General features: G+C 69.8%; 28 protein-coding genes and 1 pseudogene. 2 read left to right on the top strand and 27 right to left on the bottom strand.

The features are described from left to right. Nucleotides 1-877: 877 nt before the first annotated feature. The 10 genes and pseudogenes from ACSU6L_RS03860 to ACSU6L_RS03815 form a co-directional block, all read right to left on the bottom strand. Complete coding sequence (locus tag ACSU6L_RS03860) at nucleotides 878-3,112, bottom strand: hypothetical protein (RefSeq protein ID WP_437053524.1); 2,235 nt, start codon at nucleotides 3,110-3,112, stop codon at nucleotides 878-880. Nucleotides 3,113-3,277: 165 nt separating this feature from the next. Beyond that, nucleotides 3,278-3,631 (bottom strand): annotated as a pseudogene (locus ACSU6L_RS03855) (sugar nucleotide-binding protein); the annotation flags it as partial. Between the two features lie 140 nt (nucleotides 3,632-3,771). Then, the gene (locus tag ACSU6L_RS03850; RefSeq protein WP_437053522.1) at nucleotides 3,772-5,070 is read right to left on the bottom strand and encodes a DUF317 domain-containing protein; all 1,299 of its coding nucleotides are present in this window, start codon (nucleotides 5,068-5,070) and stop codon (nucleotides 3,772-3,774) included. A 13-nt stretch (nucleotides 5,071-5,083) separates the two neighbouring features. Next, nucleotides 5,084-6,235 carry a DnaB-like helicase N-terminal domain-containing protein gene (locus tag ACSU6L_RS03845; protein WP_437064754.1) on the bottom strand — a complete coding sequence of 384 codons (1,152 nt, stop codon included), beginning with the start codon at nucleotides 6,233-6,235 and terminating at the stop codon, nucleotides 5,084-5,086. After that, nucleotides 6,235-7,560, bottom strand: a complete 1,326-nt coding sequence (locus ACSU6L_RS03840) for a DNA cytosine methyltransferase (protein ID WP_437053520.1) — start codon at nucleotides 7,558-7,560, stop codon at nucleotides 6,235-6,237. Before ACSU6L_RS03840 ends, ACSU6L_RS03845 begins: the two co-directional genes overlap by 1 nt. After that, nucleotides 7,503-8,381 (bottom strand): hypothetical protein, encoded by an 879-nt coding sequence (locus ACSU6L_RS03835; RefSeq protein ID WP_437053518.1) that lies wholly within the window; start codon nucleotides 8,379-8,381, stop codon nucleotides 7,503-7,505. Before ACSU6L_RS03835 ends, ACSU6L_RS03840 begins: the two co-directional genes overlap by 58 nt. A 122-nt stretch (nucleotides 8,382-8,503) precedes the next feature. Further along, nucleotides 8,504-9,337, bottom strand: a complete 834-nt coding sequence (locus tag ACSU6L_RS03830; RefSeq protein ID WP_437053516.1) for a hypothetical protein — start codon at nucleotides 9,335-9,337, stop codon at nucleotides 8,504-8,506. Between the two features lie 194 nt (nucleotides 9,338-9,531). Further along, the gene (locus ACSU6L_RS03825; RefSeq protein WP_437053514.1) at nucleotides 9,532-11,322 is read right to left on the bottom strand and encodes a type IV secretory system conjugative DNA transfer family protein; all 1,791 of its coding nucleotides are present in this window, start codon (nucleotides 11,320-11,322) and stop codon (nucleotides 9,532-9,534) included. A 34-nt stretch (nucleotides 11,323-11,356) separates the two neighbouring features. Beyond that, on the bottom strand, nucleotides 11,357-12,127 hold the full coding sequence (locus tag ACSU6L_RS03820; RefSeq protein WP_437053512.1) for a DUF317 domain-containing protein: 771 nt from the start codon (nucleotides 12,125-12,127) through the stop codon (nucleotides 11,357-11,359). A gap of 2 nt (nucleotides 12,128-12,129) precedes the next feature. After that, the gene (locus ACSU6L_RS03815) at nucleotides 12,130-12,441 is read right to left on the bottom strand and encodes a hypothetical protein (RefSeq protein ID WP_437053510.1); all 312 of its coding nucleotides are present in this window, start codon (nucleotides 12,439-12,441) and stop codon (nucleotides 12,130-12,132) included. Between the two features lie 51 nt (nucleotides 12,442-12,492). Between ACSU6L_RS03815 and ACSU6L_RS03810 the strand changes: the two genes are divergently transcribed. Beyond that, nucleotides 12,493-12,714 carry a hypothetical protein gene (locus ACSU6L_RS03810; RefSeq protein ID WP_437053508.1) on the top strand — a complete coding sequence of 74 codons (222 nt, stop codon included), beginning with the start codon at nucleotides 12,493-12,495 and terminating at the stop codon, nucleotides 12,712-12,714. Nucleotides 12,715-12,727: 13 nt separating this feature from the next. Here the strand turns inward: ACSU6L_RS03810 and ACSU6L_RS03805 are convergent, their stop codons facing one another. Genes ACSU6L_RS03805 through ACSU6L_RS03790 form a run of 4 tightly spaced genes read right to left on the bottom strand, consistent with a single transcriptional unit; the run spans nucleotide 12,728 to nucleotide 15,104 of the window. Next, nucleotides 12,728-13,552: a DUF317 domain-containing protein gene (locus tag ACSU6L_RS03805; protein ID WP_437053506.1), complete on the bottom strand. Its 825-nt coding sequence runs from the start codon at nucleotides 13,550-13,552 to the stop codon at nucleotides 12,728-12,730. Next, on the bottom strand, nucleotides 13,543-13,893 hold the full coding sequence (locus ACSU6L_RS03800; protein ID WP_437053504.1) for a hypothetical protein: 351 nt from the start codon (nucleotides 13,891-13,893) through the stop codon (nucleotides 13,543-13,545). Before ACSU6L_RS03800 ends, ACSU6L_RS03805 begins: the two co-directional genes overlap by 10 nt. A gap of 27 nt (nucleotides 13,894-13,920) precedes the next feature. Continuing rightward, a complete protein-coding gene (locus ACSU6L_RS03795) occupies nucleotides 13,921-14,724 on the bottom strand; it encodes a DUF317 domain-containing protein (RefSeq protein ID WP_437053502.1) in 804 nt (267 codons plus the stop codon). Further along, entirely contained in the window at nucleotides 14,721-15,104 is a 384-nt protein-coding gene (locus ACSU6L_RS03790) for a hypothetical protein (protein WP_437053500.1), read from the bottom strand. Before ACSU6L_RS03790 ends, ACSU6L_RS03795 begins: the two co-directional genes overlap by 4 nt. 523 nt (nucleotides 15,105-15,627) lie before the next feature. Between ACSU6L_RS03790 and ACSU6L_RS03785 the strand changes: the two genes are divergently transcribed. After that, entirely contained in the window at nucleotides 15,628-16,125 is a 498-nt protein-coding gene (locus ACSU6L_RS03785; RefSeq protein WP_437053498.1) for a nucleoside 2-deoxyribosyltransferase domain-containing protein, read from the top strand. Between the two features lie 38 nt (nucleotides 16,126-16,163). On the opposite strand, the gene ACSU6L_RS03780 is transcribed toward ACSU6L_RS03785, so the two are convergent. The 13 genes from ACSU6L_RS03780 to ACSU6L_RS03720 all read right to left on the bottom strand — a co-directional run bounded on the left by ACSU6L_RS03780 (nucleotide 16,164) and on the right by ACSU6L_RS03720 (nucleotide 24,460). After that, nucleotides 16,164-16,922, bottom strand: coding sequence for a hypothetical protein (locus tag ACSU6L_RS03780; protein WP_437053496.1), 759 nt, complete (start codon nucleotides 16,920-16,922; stop codon nucleotides 16,164-16,166). 427 nt (nucleotides 16,923-17,349) lie between these two features. Next, the gene (locus ACSU6L_RS03775; protein ID WP_437053494.1) at nucleotides 17,350-18,204 is read right to left on the bottom strand and encodes a relaxase/mobilization nuclease; all 855 of its coding nucleotides are present in this window, start codon (nucleotides 18,202-18,204) and stop codon (nucleotides 17,350-17,352) included. Then, complete coding sequence (locus ACSU6L_RS03770; RefSeq protein WP_437053492.1) at nucleotides 18,201-18,638, bottom strand: hypothetical protein; 438 nt, start codon at nucleotides 18,636-18,638, stop codon at nucleotides 18,201-18,203. The genes ACSU6L_RS03775 and ACSU6L_RS03770 overlap by 4 nt, the downstream gene beginning before the upstream one ends. A 101-nt stretch (nucleotides 18,639-18,739) precedes the next feature. Continuing rightward, nucleotides 18,740-19,237, bottom strand: coding sequence for a hypothetical protein (locus ACSU6L_RS03765; protein WP_437053490.1), 498 nt, complete (start codon nucleotides 19,235-19,237; stop codon nucleotides 18,740-18,742). 18 nt (nucleotides 19,238-19,255) lie between these two features. Then, nucleotides 19,256-19,549 (bottom strand): hypothetical protein, encoded by a 294-nt coding sequence (locus ACSU6L_RS03760; protein WP_437053488.1) that lies wholly within the window; start codon nucleotides 19,547-19,549, stop codon nucleotides 19,256-19,258. 214 nt (nucleotides 19,550-19,763) lie between these two features. After that, nucleotides 19,764-19,979 (bottom strand): hypothetical protein, encoded by a 216-nt coding sequence (locus ACSU6L_RS03755; RefSeq protein WP_437053486.1) that lies wholly within the window; start codon nucleotides 19,977-19,979, stop codon nucleotides 19,764-19,766. A 77-nt stretch (nucleotides 19,980-20,056) separates the two neighbouring features. After that, entirely contained in the window at nucleotides 20,057-20,401 is a 345-nt protein-coding gene (locus ACSU6L_RS03750) for a hypothetical protein (protein ID WP_437053484.1), read from the bottom strand. Beyond that, on the bottom strand, nucleotides 20,398-20,856 hold the full coding sequence (locus ACSU6L_RS03745; protein WP_437053482.1) for a hypothetical protein: 459 nt from the start codon (nucleotides 20,854-20,856) through the stop codon (nucleotides 20,398-20,400). Before ACSU6L_RS03745 ends, ACSU6L_RS03750 begins: the two co-directional genes overlap by 4 nt. Before the next feature lie 34 nt (nucleotides 20,857-20,890). After that, entirely contained in the window at nucleotides 20,891-21,994 is a 1,104-nt protein-coding gene (locus ACSU6L_RS03740; protein ID WP_437053480.1) for a hypothetical protein, read from the bottom strand. Beyond that, nucleotides 21,987-22,724 (bottom strand): glycosyltransferase family 2 protein, encoded by a 738-nt coding sequence (locus tag ACSU6L_RS03735; RefSeq protein WP_437064752.1) that lies wholly within the window; start codon nucleotides 22,722-22,724, stop codon nucleotides 21,987-21,989. Before ACSU6L_RS03735 ends, ACSU6L_RS03740 begins: the two co-directional genes overlap by 8 nt. A 47-nt stretch (nucleotides 22,725-22,771) precedes the next feature. Continuing rightward, entirely contained in the window at nucleotides 22,772-23,167 is a 396-nt protein-coding gene (locus tag ACSU6L_RS03730; protein WP_437053479.1) for a hypothetical protein, read from the bottom strand. A gap of 164 nt (nucleotides 23,168-23,331) precedes the next feature. Further along, nucleotides 23,332-23,874: a hypothetical protein gene (locus ACSU6L_RS03725; protein WP_437053477.1), complete on the bottom strand. Its 543-nt coding sequence runs from the start codon at nucleotides 23,872-23,874 to the stop codon at nucleotides 23,332-23,334. 16 nt (nucleotides 23,875-23,890) lie between these two features. Beyond that, nucleotides 23,891-24,460: a hypothetical protein gene (locus ACSU6L_RS03720; protein WP_437053475.1), complete on the bottom strand. Its 570-nt coding sequence runs from the start codon at nucleotides 24,458-24,460 to the stop codon at nucleotides 23,891-23,893. Nucleotides 24,461-24,993: the final 533 nt, after the last annotated feature.

Here is a 24,993-nt window from a genome sequence, read left to right as displayed (position 1 = left end):
ATCTCATAGCGGGTCCGGAGAGCGGTGTTCTCCCCCACAGCGGCATCGAGCAGGGCGCGTGCGTGGCCGATCCATTCCGGCAGGTTGGCACGGGCTTCATCGTGGAAGGTGGCGTGGCGAAGCGGGCCTCGCAGGTCCACCAACTCTCCAAGGGTGCCGCTAGGCTCGTCGATTGCCTGCCACCGCTGCCGGGCTTCGACATACCAGTCGGGCAGCTCGCCGGCGCCGTCCGGGCGTGGCGGAGTGAGGTCGGATGGTAGGTGGAGGTACTGGACGGCGAGGTAGAACAGGTCGTAGTCGGCTAGGTGGAGGGCGAGTGCGGCGGCGTCCCAGATTTCCAGCTCGATGTGATGTGTCCGAGTGGCTTCGTCGATCAGGTCGTGCCGCTTTCTGGTGGGCACCGCGGTCACGGTGAAGTAGATGACACGGTCAACGGGTGTGCCCTGCCGGCAGATCGATGCTAGGTCGCTTCGGATCTTTCCCGGGACATCAGTGCTCTGGATGGTCCATGCCATCACCACCCGCTGGGTGGAGGCCAGCGCCGCGAACAGGGACGTGCCGGGCAGCTCCCGCGGGATGTTGGTCCAGTGACTTTCGGCATCCCGGCCCTGGTCACCACCGCTACTGACGGGGCCGGTCGCCGGAAGCAAGTTGCTAGTGATCCTCCGTCGTGCCAGGCCCAGGCACAGTGCCTCGAACTCGTGATGGCTGTTGCTCTCGCCGAGATTGCTCAAGGCAAAGCGGATGCGCCTCTCAAGCTGGACAGCATCGTCACTCACGTCGTTCCCCCTGTCTCACCGCGGCAGTCACGCATGTCCAGTGTCCAGCGCGACACGGGCGGCGGCCCTCGCCGCCGCAGCTTGCCATGGCTGTGGTCTCACACAAGGCCGACGTGACCCAGCAGGCGGCGGGTGCCGGGGGACGTGTCTTCCCAAGTGTGCCCGTGTTCGAGGCTCTTGAAGACAACGGCGCCCCTGGGGACGCGATCAGCGTGGAACGTGGACCAGTTGCGGCATGTCGGGCAGTCCCGGCCGATCAAGAATGGGCGCAGCAGGTGCAACGCGCCGTCGGTGTCGCGGAGGTAGAGGCTGCCCGTCTCCAGGTCATTGATGGGCGAGGTCATAGTGCGGGTTGGGACGACGGGGTGGTCGCCGGCCAGTTCCCGGTATTCCACGCGGGCGCTACGGGCGAAGACGTCCCAGCGGACGTCGGTGATTTCAATCAGGGGTAGATCGGCCAGAAAGCGGGCCCGTTCGACCAGGCGGGTCAGGTCGGCGAGGGCGACATCGATGGCGTGGGGCAGGTCGATCGGGTCGACACGCCGCAGGTGGGCCTGGTCATTGCGGCGCTCGCTCAGGGCTCGGCGGGCCTTCTCGGCGTCCGCATGTGCCAACAGCGTCCGGATGTCATTGAGGGGGTGGGCTTCCGGGAGGTTGTTGAGCTGTCGGCTGGTCGCGGCTTCGTTGAGTACGTTGGCCCAGTCGCCGAAGCCAGGGCCGCTGCGCCCGCCGGCGAGCTTGTCCCGGATTGCCGTCACTGCCCCCAGGGTGATCTGTCTCGCGTGGGTGAGGGCGAGGACGAGCTGAGCGACGTAGCACAGCAGTTGTTCGGCGGTGTCCAGGATCGCGGCGTAGGCGGCCTGGGCGTCACCGGCACTCATTCGGGCCTCGGTCTCGCGCCAGCGATAGGCGATGGGGTAGGGAAAACGGGTGCGGATGCTGTGGCCGAGGTCGTCGAGCAGCGAGGCTGCTTCGACACGCAGACGCAGCGCACGGCCGGATTCGATGAGGCGGGCGCGGGCCCGGGCTGCGGTCTTCTCCATGAAGACGGACTCGATCACCGACTCCGCCTCCTGCTCCCATCGTTTGAACTGCTGCTGGGCGGCTGTCATTTCGTCGAGCGCCTTGGTCAGCGCCTCATCGGGCTGCGGGACAGGCAGCGCGGACAACGCTTCCATGGTGGTGGCGGCCAGCCGGGGCCCGGCCAGGCTCAGGGCGAGTGGGGTACGCAGGAATAGGGTGATCAAGCGGGCCTGTGGGCGGGAGAGCGGTTTGATGGGCCTAAGGACCACCACTTGGTCGGACGCTGCGGCGGGGAGGTCTTCTTCACCGACCTGGGCGGTGAAGAAGCCGTGCGGAGGCACCGTGACCGGGGCGATCAGTCGGCGGATCACCAGGTCCCCCGCAGCGAGTTGCTGATCTGCGGGAATGGTCGCCCACAAGGTTTCCTCCGACGGCGGGGCGATCGTGCCGTCCCGGCCGATGTCCCGCGCCCGGATCATGCGCACCCCGCCGGGATCCTTCGGTGACGTCAGCTGCTTGCCGCTCTTCAGGATTACTTCGTTGAAGGGTGCACGGTGGAACGTGAAGAGATCACCAAGGGCGTTGACGGCTCCGAAACCGGCCAGGTCCTCGCGGCGCTGGAGGATGTGCGGGTCGAACCGATCGAAGTACAGGCCCTCTTCCGGGCCGGGCGGCTCCCGCAGGACATAGCCGTACTCTCCCCGACCGCCCTGACGGTCCAGCAGCCGCTCGAAGTCCTTGACGACAGATGCATTATCGGGGCGAGGGCGCGGCACCTGGAAGACCTTCAGTGCCGGCCGCGTCTGCGCCCGCGCTCGCAGGAAGACAACCGCCGACTCCACGCTCGCATGTAGCTGCGTCAACGTGGCCGACCCGTAGGCCACGAGCAGGGTGTCCCAATGCTCGGCCACCTTCGCGCGCATCTCGGCGGCCCAGGGGCGGTCCGAGACCCACGCCTGCGCCGGAAGGAGCACCGCCATCACGGCGTCGGCTGAAGGTGGGCGGCATGAGGTCATGACCTCGGCGTAGAAGGAGTCGGCATCGGTTGCACGACGCCTGTCCCGGTCCGCCCTGCGCTCCCATGTCGGCACCAAGAACAACGGTCCATCAGCGAGAAGCTCTCCGGCGCGCGCGCCCAATTGCTCCCACGACGGCTCGCACACGCTCTGCCAGCCCTCCGGCGCGCTGAAGGGCAGCTCGCGGGCGAACCGCGAGCTGCTCAGCACAGCCGGCACGCCCTGGGCAAGCCGCTCAAAACCGATGGCAACCAGCTGTTCACTCAACGACGACAGCCGTGTGGTCTCCGCCACGTTCCCCCCACTCACCTACGCCTCTCCGGCAGAAGGAAGCCTAAAGGCTCGCAGGTCACCGGGCCCCTCACCGGCATCACCATGCTGTACCGAGCTACCGCCGCCTGTCGATAACGAGCGGCTCAGGACACCACGTGCGATGACGCATGAGGGGCGGCTCCGGTCCTACGTGCAGTCGGCTCTTTCCTGGGCGCAGCGGATGTGGGTACAGCTGTGGCCAGCTGTGTTCCGAGATCGGCGTCTAGCTAGTTCCCAGTGAGCGGCTGCCAGGTCCGTGACGCGGACGGGGCAGCGGATGTCGACCGTGAACAATGCTCCTTGCCGTGTCGCGGTGACGTGGACGAGGCGTTCGTGCGTGGACCCGCCGTCGCCAATGATCAGGGAGGTGCGAGCGACGACTGAGGCATGATGCAGGAGACGGACCGCCGTTTCACCGGCCGCCTGCACGCCCCCGTACGGAGTGACCGGATAGGGCAGCGCTGTCTCGTCGTAGTGAACGTCGGTCCTGGAGAACACCGCGTCGGTGGAGACGTTCTCTTCCCAGCCTGGCGAAAGCTAGCGGGTGGGCCGGGTCCGGCTCCCCTGGAGGGTATCGCTGTAGGTCAGCGGCTTATCGCCTTCGTGGCGCACGCGCGTGACGAGCGGCTGTGATGAGCCCGTCACCGGTGCGCCGCCCGTGGTCGAGGTACGGCGAGCGGAAGCCGAGGCGCGGGTGCCAGCCGTGCTGTGGGCGTGGGGGTGGGTGCGGCGACGAGGGTTGCAGCGGCGGAGGCGAGCTCAGCGAGAAGGTCTTGGCCCACGCCGGCGGACAGGCGGATCGTCCACGCCGCGCGGTCGAGGTTGTCCCCGCCGTAAAGGGTCCAGCGGTCGGTCGTGGAGTGGGGGGTGTGCTCGAAGGTGATCGCGCCAGCCGCGGCCGTCCAGGTGGTGCGGGTGGGGTGGGTGGCCGGGTGCCATCCGGCGTTTCGGAGCACATCGTGCGCTTCCCCGGCGGCTGTGAGGGGCGGGGCGTCGAGGTGCTGCAGGGTCGTGTGGATCAAGGTGACGGGTGTGCCGGTGGTGATGGTGGCGTGCCAGAGGCGTTCGCCGACAGGGCCACCGTACTCGGCGATCGTCCAGGCGGTGTCGGTGCGGTGGCGTGCTTCGTGGTCGAACTCGGCCCGCAGGGTGAGGCTTTCGTGGGAGACGATGGTCGTCTCGTCGCTCCAGGTCCTGTACTTCTCCCACTGGGGGTTGTCATCGAGGAAGGAGGTCAGAAACTCTTTGTGCTCTCCGAGAGCGGCGACGGGCGGCGCTGCCGATGTCGTGGCGGTGCTCTTGGCGGAGTGATTCCCTGTCGTCTGCCCGTTCAGCACCTTGCGGACGGTCTTCTCGAGGTATGTGAGGGAAGCGGGGCCAGGGCGGACGGCGACCGAGTAGAGCCGCTGGAACTCGGCGATGGCGTCGGACTCGTTGTCGAACGAGGCTGAGATCTGCCGGAGGTGGTTCTCACCGTGGAGGTGGACGTGGCGGCGCGCCCCGGTGGTGTAGCTGCCGACGGCCACGGTGTTGTGGCCGTCGCGGGCGTGCAGATGGATGATCAGACGGCCTTCGGCGATGTCGTCGTGGAGGCGCTGGGCCTCGGCGCTCACCTCGCGGATCTCCTCCCTGGTGCACCAGGGAAACGGGTAGTTCCCCCAGGTCCACTCGGCGTCGATCTCTTCCTGGAGGGAGGGGGTGATGTCGACGGTGAACCCGTAGCGCTGAAGCTGTTCGGCCGCCTTGGCGGCGTAGTAGGGCTCTTCCCGGTCGATGCGGGCCAGCACCATGGTGCTCGGGCTGGTGCTGCGCCAGCCGAAGCCGTGGAGGTGGGAGCGCGCGGCGTCGGCTGTCGGGCCGCTGGTGGTGGCGATCACGCCGGGGTGGTGGGCCGGGTGGAGGGTGAAACGGACGTGAGCGTCGGCGGGGGCGTGGGGCATCAGGGACTTTCGGCTACGGGACCCTGCCAGGCGTGGGCCGGGTAGGGACGGCTCGGGCGGCGGTGGTTGTGATGGCGCGAGGTCTGCGGGGGCCGGCACGTGAGGCGGCTGTGGTTTCGGCTTGCGAGGTTGGGGCCGCGGGTGGGCGGGTTGCCCGCTGCCAGCGGTTGCGGACGGCGTGCAGGTCGGCGAGCGCCCGGCGACTGCCGGTGACCAGCTGATGCACGCTGTTGGCCGGGTCGTCGGCGTAGGCGGTGACCCGGTCGGCTACCTGGCGGGCTCGGGTGAGCAGGGTGCGTTCGACGAGCCGCTCGCCCCAGTACTCCGGGGAGCCGACGGGTATCGACAGCAGGGCGACCGTCTCGCCCGAGGTGATGCCGGCGGCAAGAACGCCGCGGTGCTGCGCCTCCCACAGCACGGTGACCGGATCCACGGGAGCCTCACGGTGGGCCAGCGCGGTCACGCATTGCCACAGCCCGGCATGGACGGGATGGAGGAAGTCGTTGGCACTGAGCCAGCGCATCTCCTTCACATGCGCGGGCGAGGCAACGGCACTCGCGAGCAGCCACTGCTCTGCCTCCAGAGCCTCTTCCGTGTCCGCCAGCTGCGGCGCCGACGAGGGCGGGGGTGTGCGCGGCATGGGGCTGGAGTGGGAGGGGAAACGGATGGCGAGTTCGTCCAGGTGTCGCGCGAGTGCGTCGGCTGCGTCGAGGGTGTGGCCGGAGCGGTCCGGTACCGTGCTGTCCGCGGCGGCCTGGGCGAGCCTCTCGGCGTGGAGGCGAACGGTACGCCGGGCGTGGTCGGATCGGATCATCGCCGCGTACGCGGGCGCGTGGCTCGGCCGGGGGCAGGCGGAGATCAGGGTGTGCAGGAAGGAAGGAGCCAAGCCCGCAGTCTCCGTTTGGGCCTGACCCAGGACGGCGTTCATCCAATCCAGTCCGGTCCGGTGTGCTTGTTCCTCTGGGGCGGGAACGGTGCGCATCGCGGCGAAGAGGGCGGCGTGGAAGGGGTTACCGAAGGACGCCGGCTCGAGTTCGGCCAGGCCCTCGAGGAGGGTGGGGTCGAGCAGGAGGGCTCCGAGGAGGGCCTGTTCGGCACAGTGCACCGGCGGGCGTTCCGCCGGTTCGTACGGTGCCTCGTCTTCGCCGTTGGGGGTGTGGGGCATCAAGCGGCCAGGGTGAAGTCGTCGGGGTTGAACGGGACGCCGATGTGCGGGGCGAGGATGTGGGCGGCCAGGCGCGGCGGGACCGCGTTGCCGATCTGGCTGAAGACCTGGCCCTTGTTCCCGGCCCAGGGATAGTCGGCGGGGAAGGTCTGGAGGATGCCGGCCTCGCGGGCGGTGATCCGTATCGGCTCCGGGGTGGCCTCGGGTTCATCCGCTTGCTGCGGGGTGATGGGTTCGGCGACCCAAGTGCACTCGTTCGCGCGGTGCCCGAAGAACAGCGTCCCGGCCGGCTCCTCGATGGACCGGACGGTGGCGTTGGCCTGGTTGTTGCTCCGCAGGGCCCAGGACCAGCGATGCGCGTCCGCGGCGAACGTGGGCGCCGGGGAATCGGCGGGCCGATTGTTCCGGGTGTCGTGCCGGGCAGCCCACCCGGCTCCCTCTCGGAGGGATGGCAGCACGACTGCCTTGGCCGCCCGGTGTCTCCAGGTGCCGCGGGCGCGGGCGTCGGAGAGGGTCTTGCGGGAGCCTGACGGGAACGGCTCGGGGCCGCCTCCCGGGCCGCCGCCGGCGCAGACAGTGGGCACTGGACGGTCGGTGGCTCCCCAGCCGAGCGCCTCGGCCATGCTCACCCAGCGAACGCGACCGGGCCCGAACAAGGTTTCTAGCTCGGCGACTTGGGAGTGGGTCGGCGGTGGTGGCTCTGCGGTGCGGACTCGGGAAGCGAGCAGGATCGCTCGTCGCCGTGTCTGCGGTACGCCGTAATCGGCAGCGTTCAGGATGCCGGTCCACACGGAGAAGCCCCAGCCGCGTAGTACGGCCGCGTACTGGCGCCACAGCGGCAGGACGTCGGGGACCTCCTCCATCGCGACCCACTCCGGCTCGCTCGCCGCGTTCAGCGCGTGCAGGTAGCGCATGGGCTCGGCGGCCAGCAGGGACCGTTCGTCCCGGCAGGCGGCGAGCAGCCGCTCGCGGGTGTCGCGACCGGCGGCGAGGTCGGCTACGGCCTGGTGGACGAGCGGCTGGTCAACCAACCCGAGCCGTTTGCCGGCCATTGACCACGCCTGGCACGGCGGACTGGCGATCAGCCCCTGGGTCCGCCCGATGAACGGCCGCACCGGATAGAGAGCCACGTCCGTACGCAGCGTCAACTGACCTGCTGCCCCTCGCGTTTTGCAGGCCCACTCGTCCCACTCCAGGCCGACGTCGCGTACCCCGAGCGCCGACAGGGCATGGCTCCAACCACCGGGCCCCGCGAACAGATCAAGGATCAAGTGGCCAGCCCGAAGTGGTCCTGCCTCGGCTCTGCGTCCGCAGTACCTCGGCATGCCCAGGGCGAGCACCCGTCGACCACGCCCCGCTCCAGCTCTTCCAGGTCGGCCTGGCCGTCGGCGAGTTGGGCCTGCCGTGCAGCCCATTCGGCTGCGGTGACGTGATCGATGGGGGCCTGGGCGAGGGGGACTCGGGAGCGGTGCAGGAACGCCTGTCCGAGCAGCTCGTTGCCGCTGGCGTTCGCGCGGGCGTTGCCCTTGCGGATGGCGGCGTCGAAGGCGACGACGTCCTGCCATTCGTCCGGGCTTGTGTCCCTGATGTGTCGCCACTGGGCGTTTCCGTGGAAGGGGCACCCGAGGCAGCTGGATTTCGGAGTGTCGCCGAGTCCGAGTGTGGCCAAGTAACGGATGCAGTCGGTGCGCGACCAGCCCATGTCGATGAGCGGATGCCGGTTGTGCATGTAGCGGACATCGGCGTCCTTGGCGCGGTGGAACTCGTCCGTGGATATGCCGACCCACTGCTCGACGAAGACGTCCTTGGGGATGCGCTGCGGGTAGGGGTAGCCGAGGAGCTCCCGAACTTGTCGTTTAATCGGTTTAATCTTGTATTCGCCGGTGCACTGGCGCCGGGTCATCCCAGGTCGGCCATCCCTGTTGAGGATGTACAGGGGCATGGAGGCGAAGCGGTGCTCCGGATCGAGGGCGTCGTTGCGGATGTTGCCGGAGGAGACACGCAAGATCGGTATGCCTGCAGGAGCGGCTACTTCCCTTTCCAGCCGGTCGAGGTGGTCATACACGGCCCTGGGTTCCCACCCCGTGTCCGCGAAGATGGCGTAATCAGCCTTCGGAAGAACGCCGTTGGCGGAGAGGGCGAGCATGGCGCTGGACTGAATGCCGGCACCGAGCGAGATACAGATAAGCGTGGGCGAGGCGGGAACCGGAACTTCCTTGAATGAACGGAGGAGGCGGCAGGCACGCTCCGGGGAACGGACGGCTGCGGTCAGCGGCGTGCGTGGGTGGTGTTGGCTTCCGCCGGGGCGGGGACGGGGCCGACCGCGGGCATGCTGACGTGCCGGGGGGAGTCGAGGACCGTGCTGAGGACGGAGATTCCAAGGGCGGTCAGACGTACGCGGTCGAGTGACGGTCCGCCGGGGAAGAACGGGGGCGCGGACCCGGGCTCGCGGGTCACCAGGCCCTGGTCTTCCAAGCAGCGCAGCACTTCCACGTCCACCGTCACGGTGCGGCCGTAGTCGCGCTCCGAGTACTGCTGGCTGACGATGACGTGGCCACGAGCGACTTCGAGCAAGACCTCACGCTTGGACGCGTCAAGGCCGGGGAGGGTGGTCTTGCTGCGCGCCCTGTCGGGCAGCCTGGCGGCGATGTGGGTGGCGGACTCGACTATGGCCTGGGGCGCGAGGGCGGTGAGTTCACGGGCCAGCCATATGTACTGCCCGAACCCGTGGCGGCGATCGGGGCGCGCATGCTCCACGTCGTCTTCGGGTACGGCTTGCCGGGCGGCAATGAGGTAGCGCGTGGCCCCGCCGGTCAGGTAGGCGATCTGCTTCAGTCGGACGATGGCGCTGGACACGGGCTCGATGGCAGGCAGGGGCTGCTGCCGGACCGCCTTGATGGAGGTAAGTGCCTCGCGTTCCAGACGGAGGGAAGAGGCCGCGTAGGCGTTTGGGACGAGATCGGCACGGCCGCCGAACAGCAGATCGATCCGGTCGTTGTGCTGGGTGTAGAGGTCGGCGAGCCCCAGGAGCCGTTCCACGGGGGTGGCCGGCGCGGGGGCATGGACGTCGAACAGGAGGGCGTCGTCGGACGGTGTCGTCATCGGGCAGCTCTTGAGTGGGAGTGGGCTTGCCTGGGCCGGCTTAGTGCGGGTGATCTGGTGGGCCGCGGAGGGTGGAGACACGGTCCGTCCGTTGGCAGGGCGCTGGAGACTTTCCGGTTCGCCTCCGGGCTCGCAATGCCAAGGTGGACACGAGTGACATCACCGACCACTTCGCATGGCCGGGTCGGGACAGGTCAGGCGGCGGTGCCGTAGTCGGCCTGCTGAGGTGCCTGCTTGGCGACGGCGCGGGCGGTGATGGCCTGCGACGCGCGGTCGGAGCCATCGGCCAGTTCGTCTGCGCCCGGTTCGAGGTACCAGGGGCGCAGGTCGAGCATGGCGACGCGCATGCCGGTGGCGAAACACAGTGCGGTGCCCTTGGGCAGGGCGCGGATCGCGTCGGCCGGCAGGATCCGCTCCTGCCGCATCGACACGGAGGTCGATTTGCCGGACTCGGAGGTGGAGGTGGAGGTGGTCTCCACGTCGTGGTCGCCGATCAGCCGGGAGAGCTTGTCGGCGAAGTCCGGGTCGTCGATGCCCGAACCGATGACCTTCACCGTGGAGGCGGACCACATGGCGTCCATGCCTGCGTCCCCCCACACTTTCTGGCCCTGGCGGTAGGACTGAAGGATCGTGATCGGGATGATGCCGCGACTGCCGAGGTGGGAATACAAGTCCGGCAGGTCGCTGATCTTGCAGACGTTGGCGGCCTCGTCGAGGATCGCCAGCATTGGCGGATCCAGACGTCCGCCGGCGCGCTCGGCCTGGGCTGTCGCGGCGCGCATCACCGAGTCCGCACACGCCGCGATCAGGGCGCTCGCTCCGCCGCCGCCGTCCTTGGAGAGCAGGTAGAGCGTGTCGGTGGAGGTGACGAACTCGGCCGGCCGGAACTCGGGGACGTCCTTCTGCGGGGTCACCCAGGCGGCGATCTCGGAATTGAGTAGGGCGGCGGCGTACTGGCGGGCGGTTTCGTAGATGCCGTCGCGGGTTTCGGGCGGGCCTTCGACGGTGCCCTTGAGCTGGGCCGCGACTGCGGTGAAGTTGTGGTCGCGGAGGATGTCCAGAGGTGTGCGGTCGGCAGGGAAGGCCAGCCACTGCATGACGTCGGTGATGGGCCGCTCGTCGAGCGCGGCGGCCAGGAACAGCTGGGACAAGATGTTGCTGCCGGCCTTGGACCAGAAGTCACCCTGCTGCGAGGCGTCCACGGACGCGGCGAGGAAGTGACCAGCCAACCGGCCCGCGCCCTCAAGGGACTTGGCGTCAGCAAGGGGGTTCCACCACATCTCGCGGGCGGCGTGTGCGATCTGCTGCGGATCCATCGACCAGGTCCGGCCCACCTTCGCGCGGGCCTCCAGAGTGGCGGTGTAAGCGTCGCCGGCCGCCTTGTTGGAAGTCAGCAGGACCGGGCCGGGAGCGTTGAGGATCGAGGGGATGGCGAGAGAAGTCGTCTTGCCGGACCGCGGGGCCATGATGGCGACGGCCACATCCTCGTACCCCATCCGCACCTCGTGCTTCGTGCCCTGGAGGTTGCCGAGGAGGACGCCGGTGTCATGGGCGTCGATGTGCTTGGCGTTCTTCAAACTGGGGCGCAGGCTACGGGCCTTGGCGGTGATGGCCTTGCCCATCAGCGGCTCGATGTCCTTCGGCTTGGCCATCCCGGTGACCTTCTTCTTGCGGCCGCCGCTTCTGCTCTTGTGGCGTGACCACAGGACGCCGACCACGGCGCCCAGCGCGAGCGCGGCGGCGATCGGGGCGATCCGGGTGCCGATGAGCAGGGACGTTTCGCCGGCCTCGGGCCAGAGCTGGTCGGGGTGAAGCAGGGCGGCGGTCGGCTGGTACGGCGCCCAGGCGCCGCTGGTGAGGTAGGCGGTGATGTTGCCGCACAGCCACGCCAGGTGGGACAGGGGAACGGCGACGGCGAAGACTCCCAGGAGGAGGCGGAAGGCGATGTCGTAGCCGTCGGTGGAGTTGCTGGAGGAAGGAGGCAATGGGCTGCGTGGTTCGGTGCGGGGGCGGAGGGGTTCAGCGGGTGTGGCTGGGGCTGGTGGGCGGCCGTCGCGGGACGCTGGGGGCTGCCGTCGCGGCGGTGTGACGGGCGGCGAGCGTGCGGATGCGGTCCTCCAAGGCGGAGGCGACCTGGACCGCGCGTACTTCCTGGCGCGTTTGAGTGACGAGATGCGGGCTGCGGGTCGGCAGACTGAGTGAGGTGCCGGTACGCAGTACCGGCCGGGGGTCGGCGAGCGCCGTGGTGAACGCGGCGATCAGATGAGGCGGCGTGTGCTCGCCGAAGCGGGCCTGCCATACCGGAGGCCGGGCGTGGTCAAGAAGCGTGCCGATCCACCAGGTGCCTGTCGTCTCGTGGATGTCGACGCGCACTGTGTTGTCAGGGGAGGCGAACCGGTGGTGGCGGTAGGACGGCGACCACCCCGCGTTCATCAGCGGTTGCACGGCGTCTTGAGGGTCTGCCGGAGCGGCGGTGGGATCGGTCAGCGCGTCGATGAAGCCCGCGATGATCTCCACCGGGGTGCGGGCGCCGAAGCTCGCGTACCAAGCGGGACGGTCCGGCTCGGGGGCGTGCTGAAGCGTCCACCACTGGCCGTCGGGGTCGGGTTCCAGCCGCAGGAGCGCCTTCTGGTCGGGGCTGGAGAGGATCACGCGGGGCATGAGGGGGGCGTTGCCGTGGCTCCAGCCGCAGGCGCGGTGCAGGGGCGCGGTGATCCAGGCGGGATCACCGCCCCCGGCCAGGTGCCGCGGCGCGATGAAGTCGACCTCCACGGTCTCGGGACTGGGCATGGTCACCTCCGCACCGCGTGGGTCCGCCCTGCCGCGCGGGCTGCGCGCGTGGTCGGGCGCGGTGCGAGGGGTGAAGGGGCGTGCTGGGCAGCGGCGTTGATCTCGTGCAAGACATGGCCGTGGATGGCCCAGTCGTCGAGGTGGCTCCAGCACTCGGCATGGTGCTCGGCGAGGGCGTCGTCGTACGCGGGGGTTCCGGGATGGGCGTCGGCCGGGAGACTGTCGCGCGTGTGCAGCCACTCCTCGTGCAGGGCGTCGAGCCTTTCGAGGGCGGCTCGTAGGACGCCGAGCTGGTACGCCCAGCGGGTCTGCACCGAGGGCGGTGGCAGGGCGCCCAGCTGGATGTCGGCGGTGGCCAGGAGGTGATGTGCGCCGACGCGGACGGTGTCGAACGCGGCGGCGGTGTCGGCGTCGCGCCGGTTCTGACGCCGTCCGTAGGTGTCGTCGTCGTACGGCCAGCCGTCGAGGTCGGTGTGCTCGTCGGAGTACGCGTCCCAGGCGTCGAGGATCTTCTTGCTGTCGCGGATGTAGTCGTCGAGGTGTTGCAGGGACTCGCGGTGTGCGAGCGGGGCGAAAGCGATGGGTAGGGGTCCTCTCGGTTCAGCGGCGCGGGGCCGGATGGTGGGCGCTCGCGGCGGTCGCCGCGGCGGTGGTGGCGAGCCGTTGGTGCCGGCGGGCGGCGCGGCCCTGGGTGCGGATCGCGCGGAGCCGGGCGGCGTGGGCCTCGACGACCTGCTGTGGTGTGAGCGGGCTGGGCTGCTGCACGACGCTGTAGTGGGCGATGCGGTCGTGCATCCCGCGTTGGAGCGGGGCACTGTCGGCGAGCGCGGTGACGAAGCCGTTGACCAGACGGGTCGGAGTGCGGCTGTGAAGATAGGCGCGCCAGATCAGCGGCCCGTCGTAGCCTCCGTGTCCGCGCTCGCGGGTCTCGATGCACCACGAGGGGGCCTCATGGCCGCCGAGGTGCCGCAGCTCGAGGCGGCACATGCCGTCGGGGGAGTGGGCTGTGCCCTGCTCGTCGGTCTCCCAGTTCGCCGCGTGCAGCGCCTGGAGGATGTCCGGCTGCTCGGTCGGCGGGGAGGCGAGCAGGGCGTCGGTCAGGTGACCGATGAGTTCGGCGGGCACCAGTTCGCCGAACTCGGCGTACCAGCCCGGCTCGGTGTCGGTGGGCTCGGCCCGCAGCCGCCACCACGCGGAGGTGGCGGACTGCGGGTCGAACTGGAGGGTGTACCGGTGATCGGGGCTGCGCAGGACGATCTCGGGGCTCAGCGGATCGGAGGTGCGAGTCCAGCCAGCGGCGGCCAGGCCATGGGTGACGTGGCGGGCGTCACCGGGGCCGGCGAGGTGGCGCGGGGTCGTGTCGAACGGGATCCGCCAGGCGTGCGTGTCGGCGAAGGCGGCGAGCTGCCGTTCGCTCACCGGCACGAGCAGCTCTCCGGCTCGGGAGCCTTGGCAAGGAGCGCCTTCAGTTCGTCGAGGGTGTAGTGCAGGTCGTACTGATCGGTCTGCTGCCACGCGGCGGTGCGCAGGTCCGCTATCCGGGTGTGCAGGGCCGTGCTGTGGGGGGTGTCCGGGTGGTCGAGGATGGCGCGGGCGAAGGCGCGCAGGGTGTCGCCGAGCTGGATGGGCAGGCCCGTGTACTCGTCGAGCAGGGGCTCCATCAGGGCGAGCGCCTGGCCGGGATCCGGAGTGTCGCGCAGGTAGTCGGTGAGCCGGGACAAGGTGTCGGTGGCGGTGCGGACGTCGTCCGCGGTCAGCACAGTCACAGGTCTCCTAGGGGGCGTTGGTGTCGGTCAGCGGCGCGAACGGGCGCTGCCGGCGGTGGTACGAGGACGGGCAGTGGTTTGAGGCCGGGCACTGCGTACAGAGTTGCGGGCCCAGGTGGCGGCGCGGGCAGTGGTGATGCGGGCCTGCTGCCAGGCGCTGAGCTGGGAGGGAAGGACGGACACGGAGGTGGTCCGGATCTGCGCGCTGTATGGCACGCGTCCGCGCGGACGCATCACGGGCTCGGGACTGGCGAGCGCGGCAGAAAAGCTCTCGACGAGGTGCATAGGGGTGGTGGCGGTGAAGGAGGCGGTCCAGCCGTGGCCCTGCTCGTCCTGGGCGCCGGACCACCACATCGCGCGGCCGTCGGGATCCTGGCGGAATTGCATCCACGCCGATCCGTCGGTGCTGACGGCGGTGACGTGCTCGTCATTGGGCGGTCTGGTCCACCGCTGCTCCCACAAGGGGGCCCACAAGTTCGGGGCGTGTGCGGAGCGAGGGCGGGTGAGGGCGTCGGTCAGCCCGGCGACGATCTCCACCGGCGTCTGCCGGCCCAGGGTCACCCACCATTCGTCCTGGTGCCCGCTCGCCTGACCGTGGATCGTCCAGCCACCCGGCAGGGTGTAGGGGTCGTAGGCGAGCCGTATTTTGCGGCCGGGGCTCTCCATGGACAGCGGGCCGCCGGACTTGGACTTGTCCTTCCACCCTGACGCCCGCAGGAACTCGGATACGTGACGCACGTCGCCACCGCCGGCGAGGGCTCGCGGCTCGACCAGGTAGTGCTGCTGGGCCTGCTCGCCTGGCCCCCAGCCGGTCCACTGCTTCTTCTTCATCGGCGCCGCCGTACCACCAGCGCGGAGGCGGCCGGCTGCGCCGCCGCACCGGTGGTCGGCTGTGTGCCGAGCGCTCTGATGGTGTCCGCGTGCTCGTCGAGGTCCAGACCGATGTCGTCCAGCTGGTTGGCGGCCCGGCCGAGGGCGAGCCACACCTCGGCGGGCAGGGCGCCGTGCTCGGCCTGGTCCTTGGCGAAGTGCGAGCCGGTGATCACAAGAGCGGTGACGCGGCCCAGGAGCCCGTCCTCGGAGTCCAGGATGCGACCGAGGACTTGCGTTGCCTGACCGGTGGGAAGCTGAGCCAGGTGGTGGCTGAGCACCTGGAGCTGACGGGCGATCTCGTCGGCGAGCCGCACTGCGTACGGAGGGGGAAGGGGCATGGTCCTCCTGGTGGTTGGTCAGAGGTGATGGGCGCGGCGCCGGGACTTGTCGAGCGCGGCCTCGGGGCGACTGCGCACCGAATCGACGGCGTGAGCCGGGCCAGTGACAACGAAGGCGCGCAGGTAGTGGCGGAAGAGAACGACGGCCAGGCGCGGCTTGCGGTGGGCGGAGACGGGCGGAGGTCTGCGGGGTACTACGGAAACTCCAGAAGACAAAGAGGGTTCGAACGGTCCCCCGGGTGCCGGGGGCATCGACTCGTCGGCGTGCCGTTCCATAGAGTTGAGGAATGAGGAGACTGCGGTCCAAACGACGGCAGTCGCAGGCGGACCGGCCGGGGGACGTGACGCTGGCGGTGCGCTGTGCATATAGGCACGGCACCGAGGACGCCTGCATGGCCCGCGACTCGGTCCTGCTCGTCGTAGCGGCGGACGGCACCGCGCAGCTGCCGGAAGGCTGGACCTACGGGACGCTTGGTGCCTTTCCTGCCGCGTTCTGTCCGGGTCACGCTGTGCTGGCGGCCAGGTGAGGTACATCGAGGCCCCGGACGAGTACGCCCCGGATGGGCTCCCCTCGGTGTTCTTGGCGGGCGGCATCGGCCAATGCGCGAACTGGCAGCGTGAGGCGGCACTTGGCTTCACCGACCTGGACGTGGCCGTTTTGAACCCGCGCAGGTCCAGCTTCCCGACAGAGAATCCGGACGCGGAGGCACAGCAGGTGCGGTGGGAACACCGCCAGTTGCACGGCGCATCCCTGGTGCTGTTCTGGTTCCCCGCATCGGAATCGCATCAGCCGATCGCCCTGTACGAACTGGGCATGATGGCTGCCGGCCCGACGCCGCTCGCTGTCGGCGCCGACCCAGCGTATGTCCGCCGCAACAATGTTCTGGTCCAGCTGAGCCTCGCGCGGCCGGGTCTGACGGTGCACAGCACGCTGGAGGACACCATCCGCCAGGTGCGAGCACTTCTTGACACGTCCGTGGCAGCCGCGGAACGCGATCTATCTTCCGCTGAGCAGCGCTGACTCAGTCCCCTTAAGCGCTCACGGCCCGGTGGTCTGTCTCACCGGCCCCTGGCGGTTGTGCTCCGGACTGTGGCCGGGGCTGGCGGCGCCGTCGGCGGGGCGGCGGTGGGCGCGATCCGGCCCGAGGGGTGCTGGAGCGCGACGTCGATGCCCTGGGCGCTGAGCTGTCGGCCCGCTTCGCGCACGGCGCGGGCCTGCTCGAAGGTGTCGTTGCCCATCAGGCGGTAGATGCCGGTCTGTTCGTCGTGGACGAAGCCGTTGCGGGTCAGCACGCCCGAGGCCGTGTCGCTGACCTGAATGGCGGCGAGACTGCCGTCGGACTGCCAGGTCAGGACGATCCGGTCCGGCTGGGAGGGATGGACGGTTGCGGCTGCGTTGTAGCGGGCCTGCGCGAGCGCTGCGTCGTAGCGTGCCAGCAGGTCGCCGGCGACCAGCTCGGCGCTGAGGAAGGGGTCGTCGCTCAGGGCAATGCCGTTCGGTTCCGGTACGCCGCTGTACGCCTCGTCGGGCAGGCTTCGAGGGGCGACGGCGGCGATGAGGAATCCGTCCCGTTCGTCGTATCGGTCCAGAATGGCGAGCTGGGCGCCGTCCTGTCGGGTCAGCACGGCCGCGTGCCGCAGTGGGTGCTGGGCGAGGGACTCGGCGACGAGGTCCAGGTCCCAGATTCTTTCAGTGAGTTCGGCGAGGTCGTCCTTGTGCTTGGGTGAGTGGTAGTCGCTGGCCCAGGTGTCGGGCAGTTCGCCGGCGAGGACGTCGGCGAAGGAGGCGAGGCGCTCTCTGTCAACGTGGTGGTGCATGGTTTCCTTGGGCGGGAACAGGGGGTCAGTGGCGCTGCCCGGCAACGGCCGCGGGACGGTATCGGTGCCGTGCGCTCAGGCGGTGGGTCAGTTGCGGTTCGGTGAGCGGGTCTCGGGGCGCGGGCGAGATTGCTCCCGATGAGGCGGAGGCGCTCGTCGGCGGCGTAGCGCAGACGGCGTGCGGGGCTGGCCGCATCGCCGAGGCCGAGGTGGAAGTCGGCGGTCGCGACGAGCACTTCCCTGCTGGCGGCGAGCACACCGTCGTGGGAGACCGTCGGATCGGTGAGGGTGGTGGCCACCTCTTCAGTGGTGGTGGCCTGACGGATGCGCGCGGCGAGGTGGGTGACCGAGACCCCAGCGGCAGGTCGCGGACCGGGCGGTATTCGGTGTCGAAGTCCTCGTCGCAGGCTAGGTAGTATCCCTGGCCCTACAGTGTTCGTCGTGTGGTGTGCCGAGCGGCGGCCGATGCTGCGACAACCGGAGGTCTGAGGCCAGCGTTCAGGTCGGTTGCCGCTGCGGTGAGGTCGTGCTGGATGCCATGCAGGCGGAGGGCGATCAGCTCCAGACCACGAGCCGCGGAGGGACTGGCGGAGCCCGGACGGCGGTCGATCCTGTGTGCGGCGTGCTCGACGAGCCCGCGCGCCGCTGCCAGCGGGCCGCTGTGCTCGTTGGCGAGCTGCGCCAGAACTGCCGCAAGCTGCGTGGACGCCGCCGGCACCGGCTGGGCAACGGCCGACTGCCTGGGACCGGCGGACACGGGGATGAGGCGCAGATCCTGCTCGATGCGGCGGGCCTCGTCGGAGATGCGCCGCAGGGGGTTGGAAGGCTGCTGCTGCCAAGTGCCATCGAGCCGGATGAGATTGGCGATCAGGTCGAGTCGTCCTGGCTGCCCCTGGACGGCGATCCAGGAGCAGCCGTCCTCGTCGCCAGGGGTCTCGACGCCGGCGGCGCGGGCGAGGCGGTGGGCAACCTCGGCCCACTCCGCAACCGACAGGTCACGGTCGTCGGGGTGGAGCCGCGCGTCGAGGTGGAAGACGGCCCGCCGGTCCCCGCCGGGGCCGGCCGTGAAGGGGTGCGCCAGGAGGGGATCTTCGAGGTGCTCGGCCCACTGCAACGGCGTCCACTCCGCCTGCTCGCCGTCCAGGGTGTAGGCGTCCAGCCCCGGCCAGTGGGCGATGACCTTGTGCTCGGTCAGCCCTTCCTCTGGTGTCACCGGGCGTCCCAGTGCCTCGCCGAGCGGGCCGTGCGGGGTGTGGGTGCGCTCGCTGACGCGGGGGATCACCGGTCGCTCCGGGCGTCGCAGATGTGCACGAGCTGGTTCAAGGCGCTGGTGGTGTACCAGCCGCAGTCGGTCACCTCTTCCGTGGCGGGGAACTTCGGCAGCAGGTAGTCGCTCAGCGCCCGCATGTAGATGATGCAGTCCGGGCAGCGGCGGGAGAGGTGGACCAGGTAGCGGGGGTGGGCGGTGATGTAGGTCTGCTGGCCGCCGTCCGGGTCCCGCAGGCGCCAGCCGTCCTCGTCGGTCGGGGTGTGCCAGGAGGGGGTCACCACCTGCATGGCGTCGCCCCACAGGTCGCCGCCGACCACACCTTTCAGGACGACGACCTGGTCGCCGGGCTGGAAGTGCTGGTGGGTGATGTCCCGCTCGGGTGTGAGCGGGTCGGGTATCGGCTTGAGGGCCGGGGTGTTCGCAGGAGTCCAGGACGGCGGGAGCATGGGGTTCCTTCCACGCAGGGCGGGGTGGCGGTGGGAGGAACAATGGTCCGGCCGATCGCCGGTTTGGCTAACCGGCGATCGTCGCCTATATTCCGCCGGTCTCAGCGGAAGGGGTTCTCCGTCCCGCGGTCCGCCTCGGTGGCGGCGTCGAGGAGTTCGAGCAGGTCAGCGCCCTTTGCGTCCCGCTGATCGATCCACCATCCGGCCCGGGTGATGGTGCGGGCCTTCTCCTCCAGCTGGGCCCAGTCCGCCTCGTGCCAGGTGCCTTCGACGACGAGCGAGGTGTGCGCGGCCGTCATCAGCTGGTGGCGTGAGCGCCCACCCCAGTCCAGGGCCCGCTCTGGGCCCTCCAACGGCGGCATGTCGAACTGGGCGGCCCACTCGGCGGCTGCTTGCTGCTCCTCGGCGCGCTTGGCGGCGAGCCACTGCTCCTTGGACTCGGAGTCGGCGTCGCGGGTGGCCTTCCAGCAGTCGGTGCAGTCCTTGGTGGCGAGCCAGCGTGCGAACCCGGCCCGCTTGTCTGCGGCGCGGTCGGACAGGTCATGGGTGATCTCGTGGCCACAGGAGTGGAGGACATTCCACTGTGTACGAACAGCCAAAGATGAATCTCCTTGAAGTCAGCGGGGATTAGGGGCGGCGCACTGCCGTGGCGGCGTGGGGCGCGGGGCCGCCGGGGGCTTGGTGTCCAGCACGGGGCGCGGGCGGATCCGCGGAGGAGCGGGCGTGCGGTGCGGTGGCAGGACGGCGACGGTGGCGCCGGGGTCCTCGGCCGCCTGGCGGACTTCTGCGGTGAGGAAGTCGAGTTGCCGGACGAGGACCTCGAGCCGGGCGGCGATCTGCCGGCCCAGCACGGTCTCCAGCGCACCAGCGAACTGCGCTGCTACGCGGAGCAGTTCCTGTATGCGGACCACGGGTCCTGCGCCATGTCCTGTTGCGTTGCGGTGAGCAGCGCCTCAGAGACCTCACCGGCGGCACGGGCCTCGACGTTCTGGAGCAGTTCCTGCAGGGACGTCTCCGGCGCCGGCACCGGGCGGTTGAACCTCCCGGCGTCCGGCCGCAGGACGCCGGGAGGCACCGCTCGCGACAGCGCCTGCCCGGCCGCGTACTCATGGTCGTAGTGCCCGATCACTTCCCAGCGCGGGGCATCCTGTCGAGGTTGTGGCGGGCCGCGTCCAGCAGGTGGCTGGCGTGCTCGGCGAGGTGGGTAGTGTATGCCTCGGCGGCGGCGGCGTTGTTGCGGCGGGCGATGGCGGCTGCGGCTGCCTGGTGGTGGATGGCCCATCCGTAGCGGTCCTGGGTGGCGTCGAGCGCGGTCTCGCTCTCGTGGTCAATGACGGCCATGCGCAGGCGGAAGTCGCTGGCTAGGCGGGCGAGTTCGGCGGCCGTCGGTGTGTGGGTGATTGTTTCTCCTGGGGTGGTCAGCGGCCTGCGCGGCGCCGGGGAGGGGGCTGCGCGGTCATGGCAGACGGCCGTGCCGCTCCGGGCGGCGTGGTCTTGTCGGGGGAGTCGGCGCGCAGGTCGGGGTCGAGACGTACTGGGTAGCGGGCGGCGGTGAGCATGTCCGCCGCCCAGGTCGCGTGCTCGGTCTCCCAGCCGCGCCCGAGGTCGAACGGGAGCCGGATCCAGTGCCCGCGCAGCGTGGGCTCGAACAGGAACCCGGCGCGGCGCAGGACCTCTGCAGCGAAGGAATCGAGCACGCCGTCCACTTCGACCTCGCCGCCGCGTCCGCGGGTGATGGTGATCGGCTCGGTTGCGGGCCTCACCGGGACCGCCCGACCGCGGAGGCGGTGAGGCGAACGGTCGGCGCGTAGGTGGGCTTGGGGGGTATCGGCCGCGTGGACGGCGCTGAGGTGGTGGGCGCTATCCTGCCCTGGGATGACCGGCTGGCGGCGGCCTGCGCGACGCGGCTGCGCCGTTGCATCAGCCCGTTGGAGGAGGTGGGACGCGGCGGACGTGCTGAAGGCGTCAGGTCCAGGGCGACGTCGGCTTGTACGGCGTAGCCGAGGCGGCGCAGGTCCTGGATGGCTTGTCGGGTGCGGCGCGGCCCGTCGCGCTCTGGCTCGGTGAGCCGGAACAGGCCCGGCGTGTCGGCGACGGGCTCGAACTGCTCCCGGGTGAGGAACCAGTGGGCCAAGTGCGCGGGCATGGAGGACGTAAAGGCCGCTACGAAGCTGTGCTGGGGATGGGTGCCGAAGGCAAATTGCGTGCCAGGATCCAAAGAGTGGTTCTCCTAACGGTGGGGGTGGTGCAGTTCAGCGGTGAGCGGCTGGGCCTGGGGCCGGAAGTACCGGTGGCGGTGCCGGCATGGGCAGGGCAGAGCGTGCGGGAGGGGTGGCGGCACTGGCCTGGCGCAGGAAGACGTCTGCGTGGGCGAGCCAGGTCTCGATCGCTGGCCAGATTCGTTGGTGATGTCCGGAGCGCGGCAGCGGCACCTCGCTGGTACGCAGGCTGTCGGCGTCGAGAAGGGCGGTGGTCAGATCGTCCAGCGCTCGAGCGTCCTGTGGCCACGGAGTGGCGGCGGGGCGGCACCGGTCGAGCACGGCTGGAGCATGGTCCAGGACGTACAGGAACTCACGCCATGCGCTATCCAGGAAGTCGGCCGTTGCTGCGCCGACCGGATCAAGGGCCAGCGGCATTGTGGCGCTGTCATGGCCGTAGACACGCCGCGTGGTCCAGTCGTCGTACTGGTCGCGGATGATGGCGAGGGCGTCTGCCACCGTGGAGGTCCGGCGGACGTGAACGGCGTAGTCGTAGGCGGGCAGATATCTTTCGGCGATGGCCCGTGCTGCGTGGCTGGCAAGGGGCGGCAGGTCGATGCTGTGTGGGGCGTGTGGGTCGCCGTGCCCTTCCCCAAATCGTTCGGGCGCGAAGGCGCCGATGAGATAGCCCTGTTGGTGGCCTGGGCGCTCAACGAGAAGCAACTTGGTGCCCGCGGCAGCGTTGATAAGGGTGGCGGCGTAAGGGATCCGTTCGCTGAGCAAGGCGTGTGCGAGTTCGCCGGCGTCCCATAGCCACGGCACGAGGTCTCTCTGCCACACGGGATGGGAGTAGATCTCAACCTGTGTGCTCCACTGGCCGGGCAGGAGGCCGGCGATGTCCCGGGCGGCGTCCCCGATGAACCGCCAGGCGCTGGTCGTCACCACGATCCCCTGCGCTTCAGCTAGTTGGATCAGGCCGGCCAGGGTTGAGCGGGCGGCATCTGCCTGACCGGGCGGCAGGTGATACACCCAGGCGTCGTCGTGCTGGAAACCTGCTTCTACCAGCGCGTCTTGCGCCACCTCGTACTGTTCGCCCGTCGCGATGGCGACGATGCCGACATTCCGGCTGTACGCCAGGGTGATCTGCGCGTCAGTCACGGTCGAGCATCCTCGGGCGGACGGCGGAGCGCAGGCTGCGGCCGTATTGCCAGGCGTGCTCGCGGGCGGCTGTCTCCAGCTGGTCGTATCCCGGCTGGGCGGTCATCTGGCCCGGGTGCTTGCGGTAGCGGTAGACCGGCACCGGCAGCAGGATTCCGGACGCGAGGCTGGTGACGCCGACGGCCGCCATGTAGTCCTCGCCCTGGGGCAGTCCGCCCATCGGGGCTGCGCGCACCAGCTCGGTCCGGGCCAGGAGTGTGGTCGGACCGATGGGGATGGTGGTATGAGGGGAGGGCCAGTACGTCCACACGTCTCCGGGCTCGTGTCGGCCGGGCGGCGTGGGGCAGCGCCACAGGGTGGTCGAGCCGTCGGGGTACCAGTCCTGACTCCACCCTGCGCACCAGCCCACACCGGTCGACTCCAGGATGGTCAGCCGCACCCGCATGGCGTCGTCGGTGAATTCGTCATCGTCGTCCGCCCAGTTCACGTAGGGGGTGCGGACCTGGGTGAGGGCGAGGTTGCGGGCGCACGCGGCGCCGAGCGGCCGCGGCAACGCAACGATGCGTACGCGCTGGTCAGCGGTGAGCGGGGCGGGGAGGCGCGCGGGGTCGGCGCCGTCGAGGGCGATCACTGCCTCCCACGGCACGGACTGCCTGGTCAGACTTGCGTGCATGGCGGTCAGGTAGTCGAGGCGGTCTTCGCGCAGGCGGGTGGCGATGACGACCGTGATCGGGGGCGTGGACAGGAAGATCTCCGGAACGAGCGGGCGGGACGGGTTTAGCGGCGGGCGGCCCTGGCGCCAGGAGGCGTAGACCGGGCGGGGGCGCTCCGGGGTGTTCGTGCTGTGGGGGCAGAGATGGGCGCGGTGATCTTCGCCGGGGCTGGCCAGGCGACCGTGGGGCCAGCCTTTGCCTGAAATGCGTTGATCACTTCGATCCCTGCCGGGTGAAGGACGTAGCCCCACTGCAGGTCCTGCTCAGCGGCGGTCGTCTCGGTGACCGACATGCGGGTCGGCGGGGAGCCGTCGGGCGTGACCAGGTGGTCCAGGGTGCTGCTGGGCCACTGCTCACCGCCGGTCAGGGCGGTGATGATCTCGGGAGGCGCGCCCTCGAGGAGGTCGGTGCCCAGCTCGTCCCAGGCAACGGCGACGCCGTCCACGAGATGCCGTGTCATGGCGTCGACGTCGTGGTCGAACCGGTACTGGTAGGCGGCCAGGAGTAGGGGCAGCTTCTCGCTCGGCTGGCCGTCGAGACGGACGTATATGCCGTCGTACCCGGTCTCGGTGGGGCGGGCGATGAAACAGCGAGTCGACAGAGGGACTCCCAGGGGCTGGGTGATTACCGGCCTGGCGTGGGACCGGCGGGTGGAAGGTGCGGAGGAGCCGGCGGCAGACCGGACGACGCCCGTGCTGGGCCCGCCGGCGACGCCGCCGCCGGTGCGGGGTCGTATTCGGCGCGCAGCGCCTTTATGTCAGCTTCGTCGGCGATGGCCAGCACTGACAGGCAGTGGCTCGCCGCTTGCATCAGCAGCTTGGGCGGAGACCCCAGCTCCGCTCCGCGATTTTGGCTGCGCCACCGGGCGGCGGCCACGAGGTAGTCGCTCACCGCGCGGAGTATCGGTTCGGCGGCGTCCAGAAGATGCTCGGTGACCGCACTAGCCTGCGCAGGAGTCTCGGCGGCGGCGAGCGCGTCGAGGTACGGGGTCAGGTCGGGGATCGGCAGGGGATCGGCCGGCAGCGGGTGCTCGGCAAGGAAGGGTTCGGCGTCGCGCCTGGCCCAGCGCACAAGATCGTGGCGGGTGGCGATGCCATAGCGGGCTGCGGCGATCTGGTCGGCATCGCGGCCCACATTGTCGTACAGCTCGAAGTCAGGATCTCGCATTGGGGCGGAGGGTCTCTCAAATGGTGGTGCTCGGGCCGGCGGCCTCGGCATCCGTGCGACGGCAGCCATAGCCGAGAAGGCTCGACCGCTCGGCCATGCTCGGTACTGCGGCGATGTCCGAGCAGGTGAAGGTATAGGTCACGGCGGGGGTCGGGCTGGTGCCGAGCCAGGCGCGGTCCTCCTTCTCCGGCACGATCACCAGACCTGCGGAGGCGACGGCGTCGTGCTGGGAGTGCGTGTGGGAGAAGACCACGAGCGCGCCCGTGTTGGTCTTCAGCGCATAGGCGTCGGTGAACTGCGGGTCGGCGGGCGCGAAGCGGGTGGTTCCCCGCGGGCCGAACTTCCGGGTTGTTTCGTCGTGGACCTTGATCTGCCGCCGGGAGGACTCCGTGGAGGTGAAGACCTTCTGCCCGGTGACCTCCCCTCCTGTGGTGAAGTTGTCGGTGACGGCCGAGCGGAGCACGCCGACCGGGGCGGCGAGGGCCTTCGAGGCGGCGTCGACCGCCGTGGCGTACCCGTCCTTGTCGAGCACGATCTTCGGCAGCTGCTTGGGATCGTCGATGTCGAGGCGGCAACCATCTCCCACCGCTGCGACTTGGTGTTCTCGGCCAGGATCAGAACCCGGGCGTGCTCCTGCTGGCTGCCGCCCCGGGTGACTGCGGCGAACCACCGCTGCTGCCCGTGCTTCAGGCGGGGGATGTACAGGTCGGTGGCCGCCAGGTCGTACGACCACGGCCGGTACGGCTCGCGGTCCGTTTCGGGCAGGGCCTCGTCCTGCTTGAAGTCCGCCAGCGACATCGCATAGAGGGGACCACCCTCCACCGTGCCGAGAAGTGCACGGTCCTGCTTCATGTTCGCGCGGTTGTTGATCTCCGAGTAGTGGGCGATGGCCTCGCGCGCCTGCGCGGGGGTGAGTGCCGGGGCCGGCTTCGGCGCGGCGGTGACACTGGACGTCGGCTTCTGCGCGGCAGTGCCGCTGTCGCTGTGGGTGCAGGCGGTTCCAACCAGGGCGAGGGTGAGGGCTGCGGCGGCCAGGGGAAGAGTGCGGTGGGCAGTACGGATGAGCGCTCCTTGCTGGGGCGTGGGGGAAGGACTGCGGTGGACGGCGGCAGGGAGGCC

This window comes from Streptomyces sp. enrichment culture (assembly GCF_964272855.1).
GTDB lineage: Bacteria > Actinomycetota > Actinomycetes > Streptomycetales > Streptomycetaceae > Streptomyces.
This window is presented reverse-complemented; position numbering and strand designations above follow the sequence as displayed.

Coding starts and splice junctions, on each gene's coding strand:
- ACSU6L_RS03850 (WP_437053522.1), bottom strand. CDS start 5,070: ATGCCCCACGCCCCCGCCGACGCTCACGTCCGTTTCACCCTCCACCCG.
- ACSU6L_RS03845 (WP_437064754.1), bottom strand. CDS start 6,235: ATGCCCCACACCCCCAACGGCGAAGACGAGGCACCGTACGAACCGGCG.
- ACSU6L_RS03840 (WP_437053520.1), bottom strand. CDS start 7,560: ATGCCGAGGTACTGCGGACGCAGAGCCGAGGCAGGACCACTTCGGGCT.
- ACSU6L_RS03835 (WP_437053518.1), bottom strand. CDS start 8,381: ATGCTCGCCCTCTCCGCCAACGGCGTTCTTCCGAAGGCTGATTACGCC.
- ACSU6L_RS03830 (WP_437053516.1), bottom strand. CDS start 9,337: ATGACGACACCGTCCGACGACGCCCTCCTGTTCGACGTCCATGCCCCC.
- ACSU6L_RS03820 (WP_437053512.1), bottom strand. CDS start 12,127: ATGCCCAGTCCCGAGACCGTGGAGGTCGACTTCATCGCGCCGCGGCAC.
- ACSU6L_RS03810 (WP_437053508.1), top strand. CDS start 12,493: ATGTGCGCCGACGCGGACGGTGTCGAACGCGGCGGCGGTGTCGGCGTC.
- ACSU6L_RS03795 (WP_437053502.1), bottom strand. CDS start 14,724: ATGAAGAAGAAGCAGTGGACCGGCTGGGGGCCAGGCGAGCAGGCCCAG.
- ACSU6L_RS03790 (WP_437053500.1), bottom strand. CDS start 15,104: ATGCCCCTTCCCCCTCCGTACGCAGTGCGGCTCGCCGACGAGATCGCC.
- ACSU6L_RS03780 (WP_437053496.1), bottom strand. CDS start 16,922: ATGCACCACCACGTTGACAGAGAGCGCCTCGCCTCCTTCGCCGACGTC.
- ACSU6L_RS03770 (WP_437053492.1), bottom strand. CDS start 18,638: ATGCTCCCGCCGTCCTGGACTCCTGCGAACACCCCGGCCCTCAAGCCG.
- ACSU6L_RS03755 (WP_437053486.1), bottom strand. CDS start 19,979: ATGGCCGTCATTGACCACGAGAGCGAGACCGCGCTCGACGCCACCCAG.
- ACSU6L_RS03730 (WP_437053479.1), bottom strand. CDS start 23,167: ATGACACGGCATCTCGTGGACGGCGTCGCCGTTGCCTGGGACGAGCTG.
- ACSU6L_RS03725 (WP_437053477.1), bottom strand. CDS start 23,874: ATGCGAGATCCTGACTTCGAGCTGTACGACAATGTGGGCCGCGATGCC.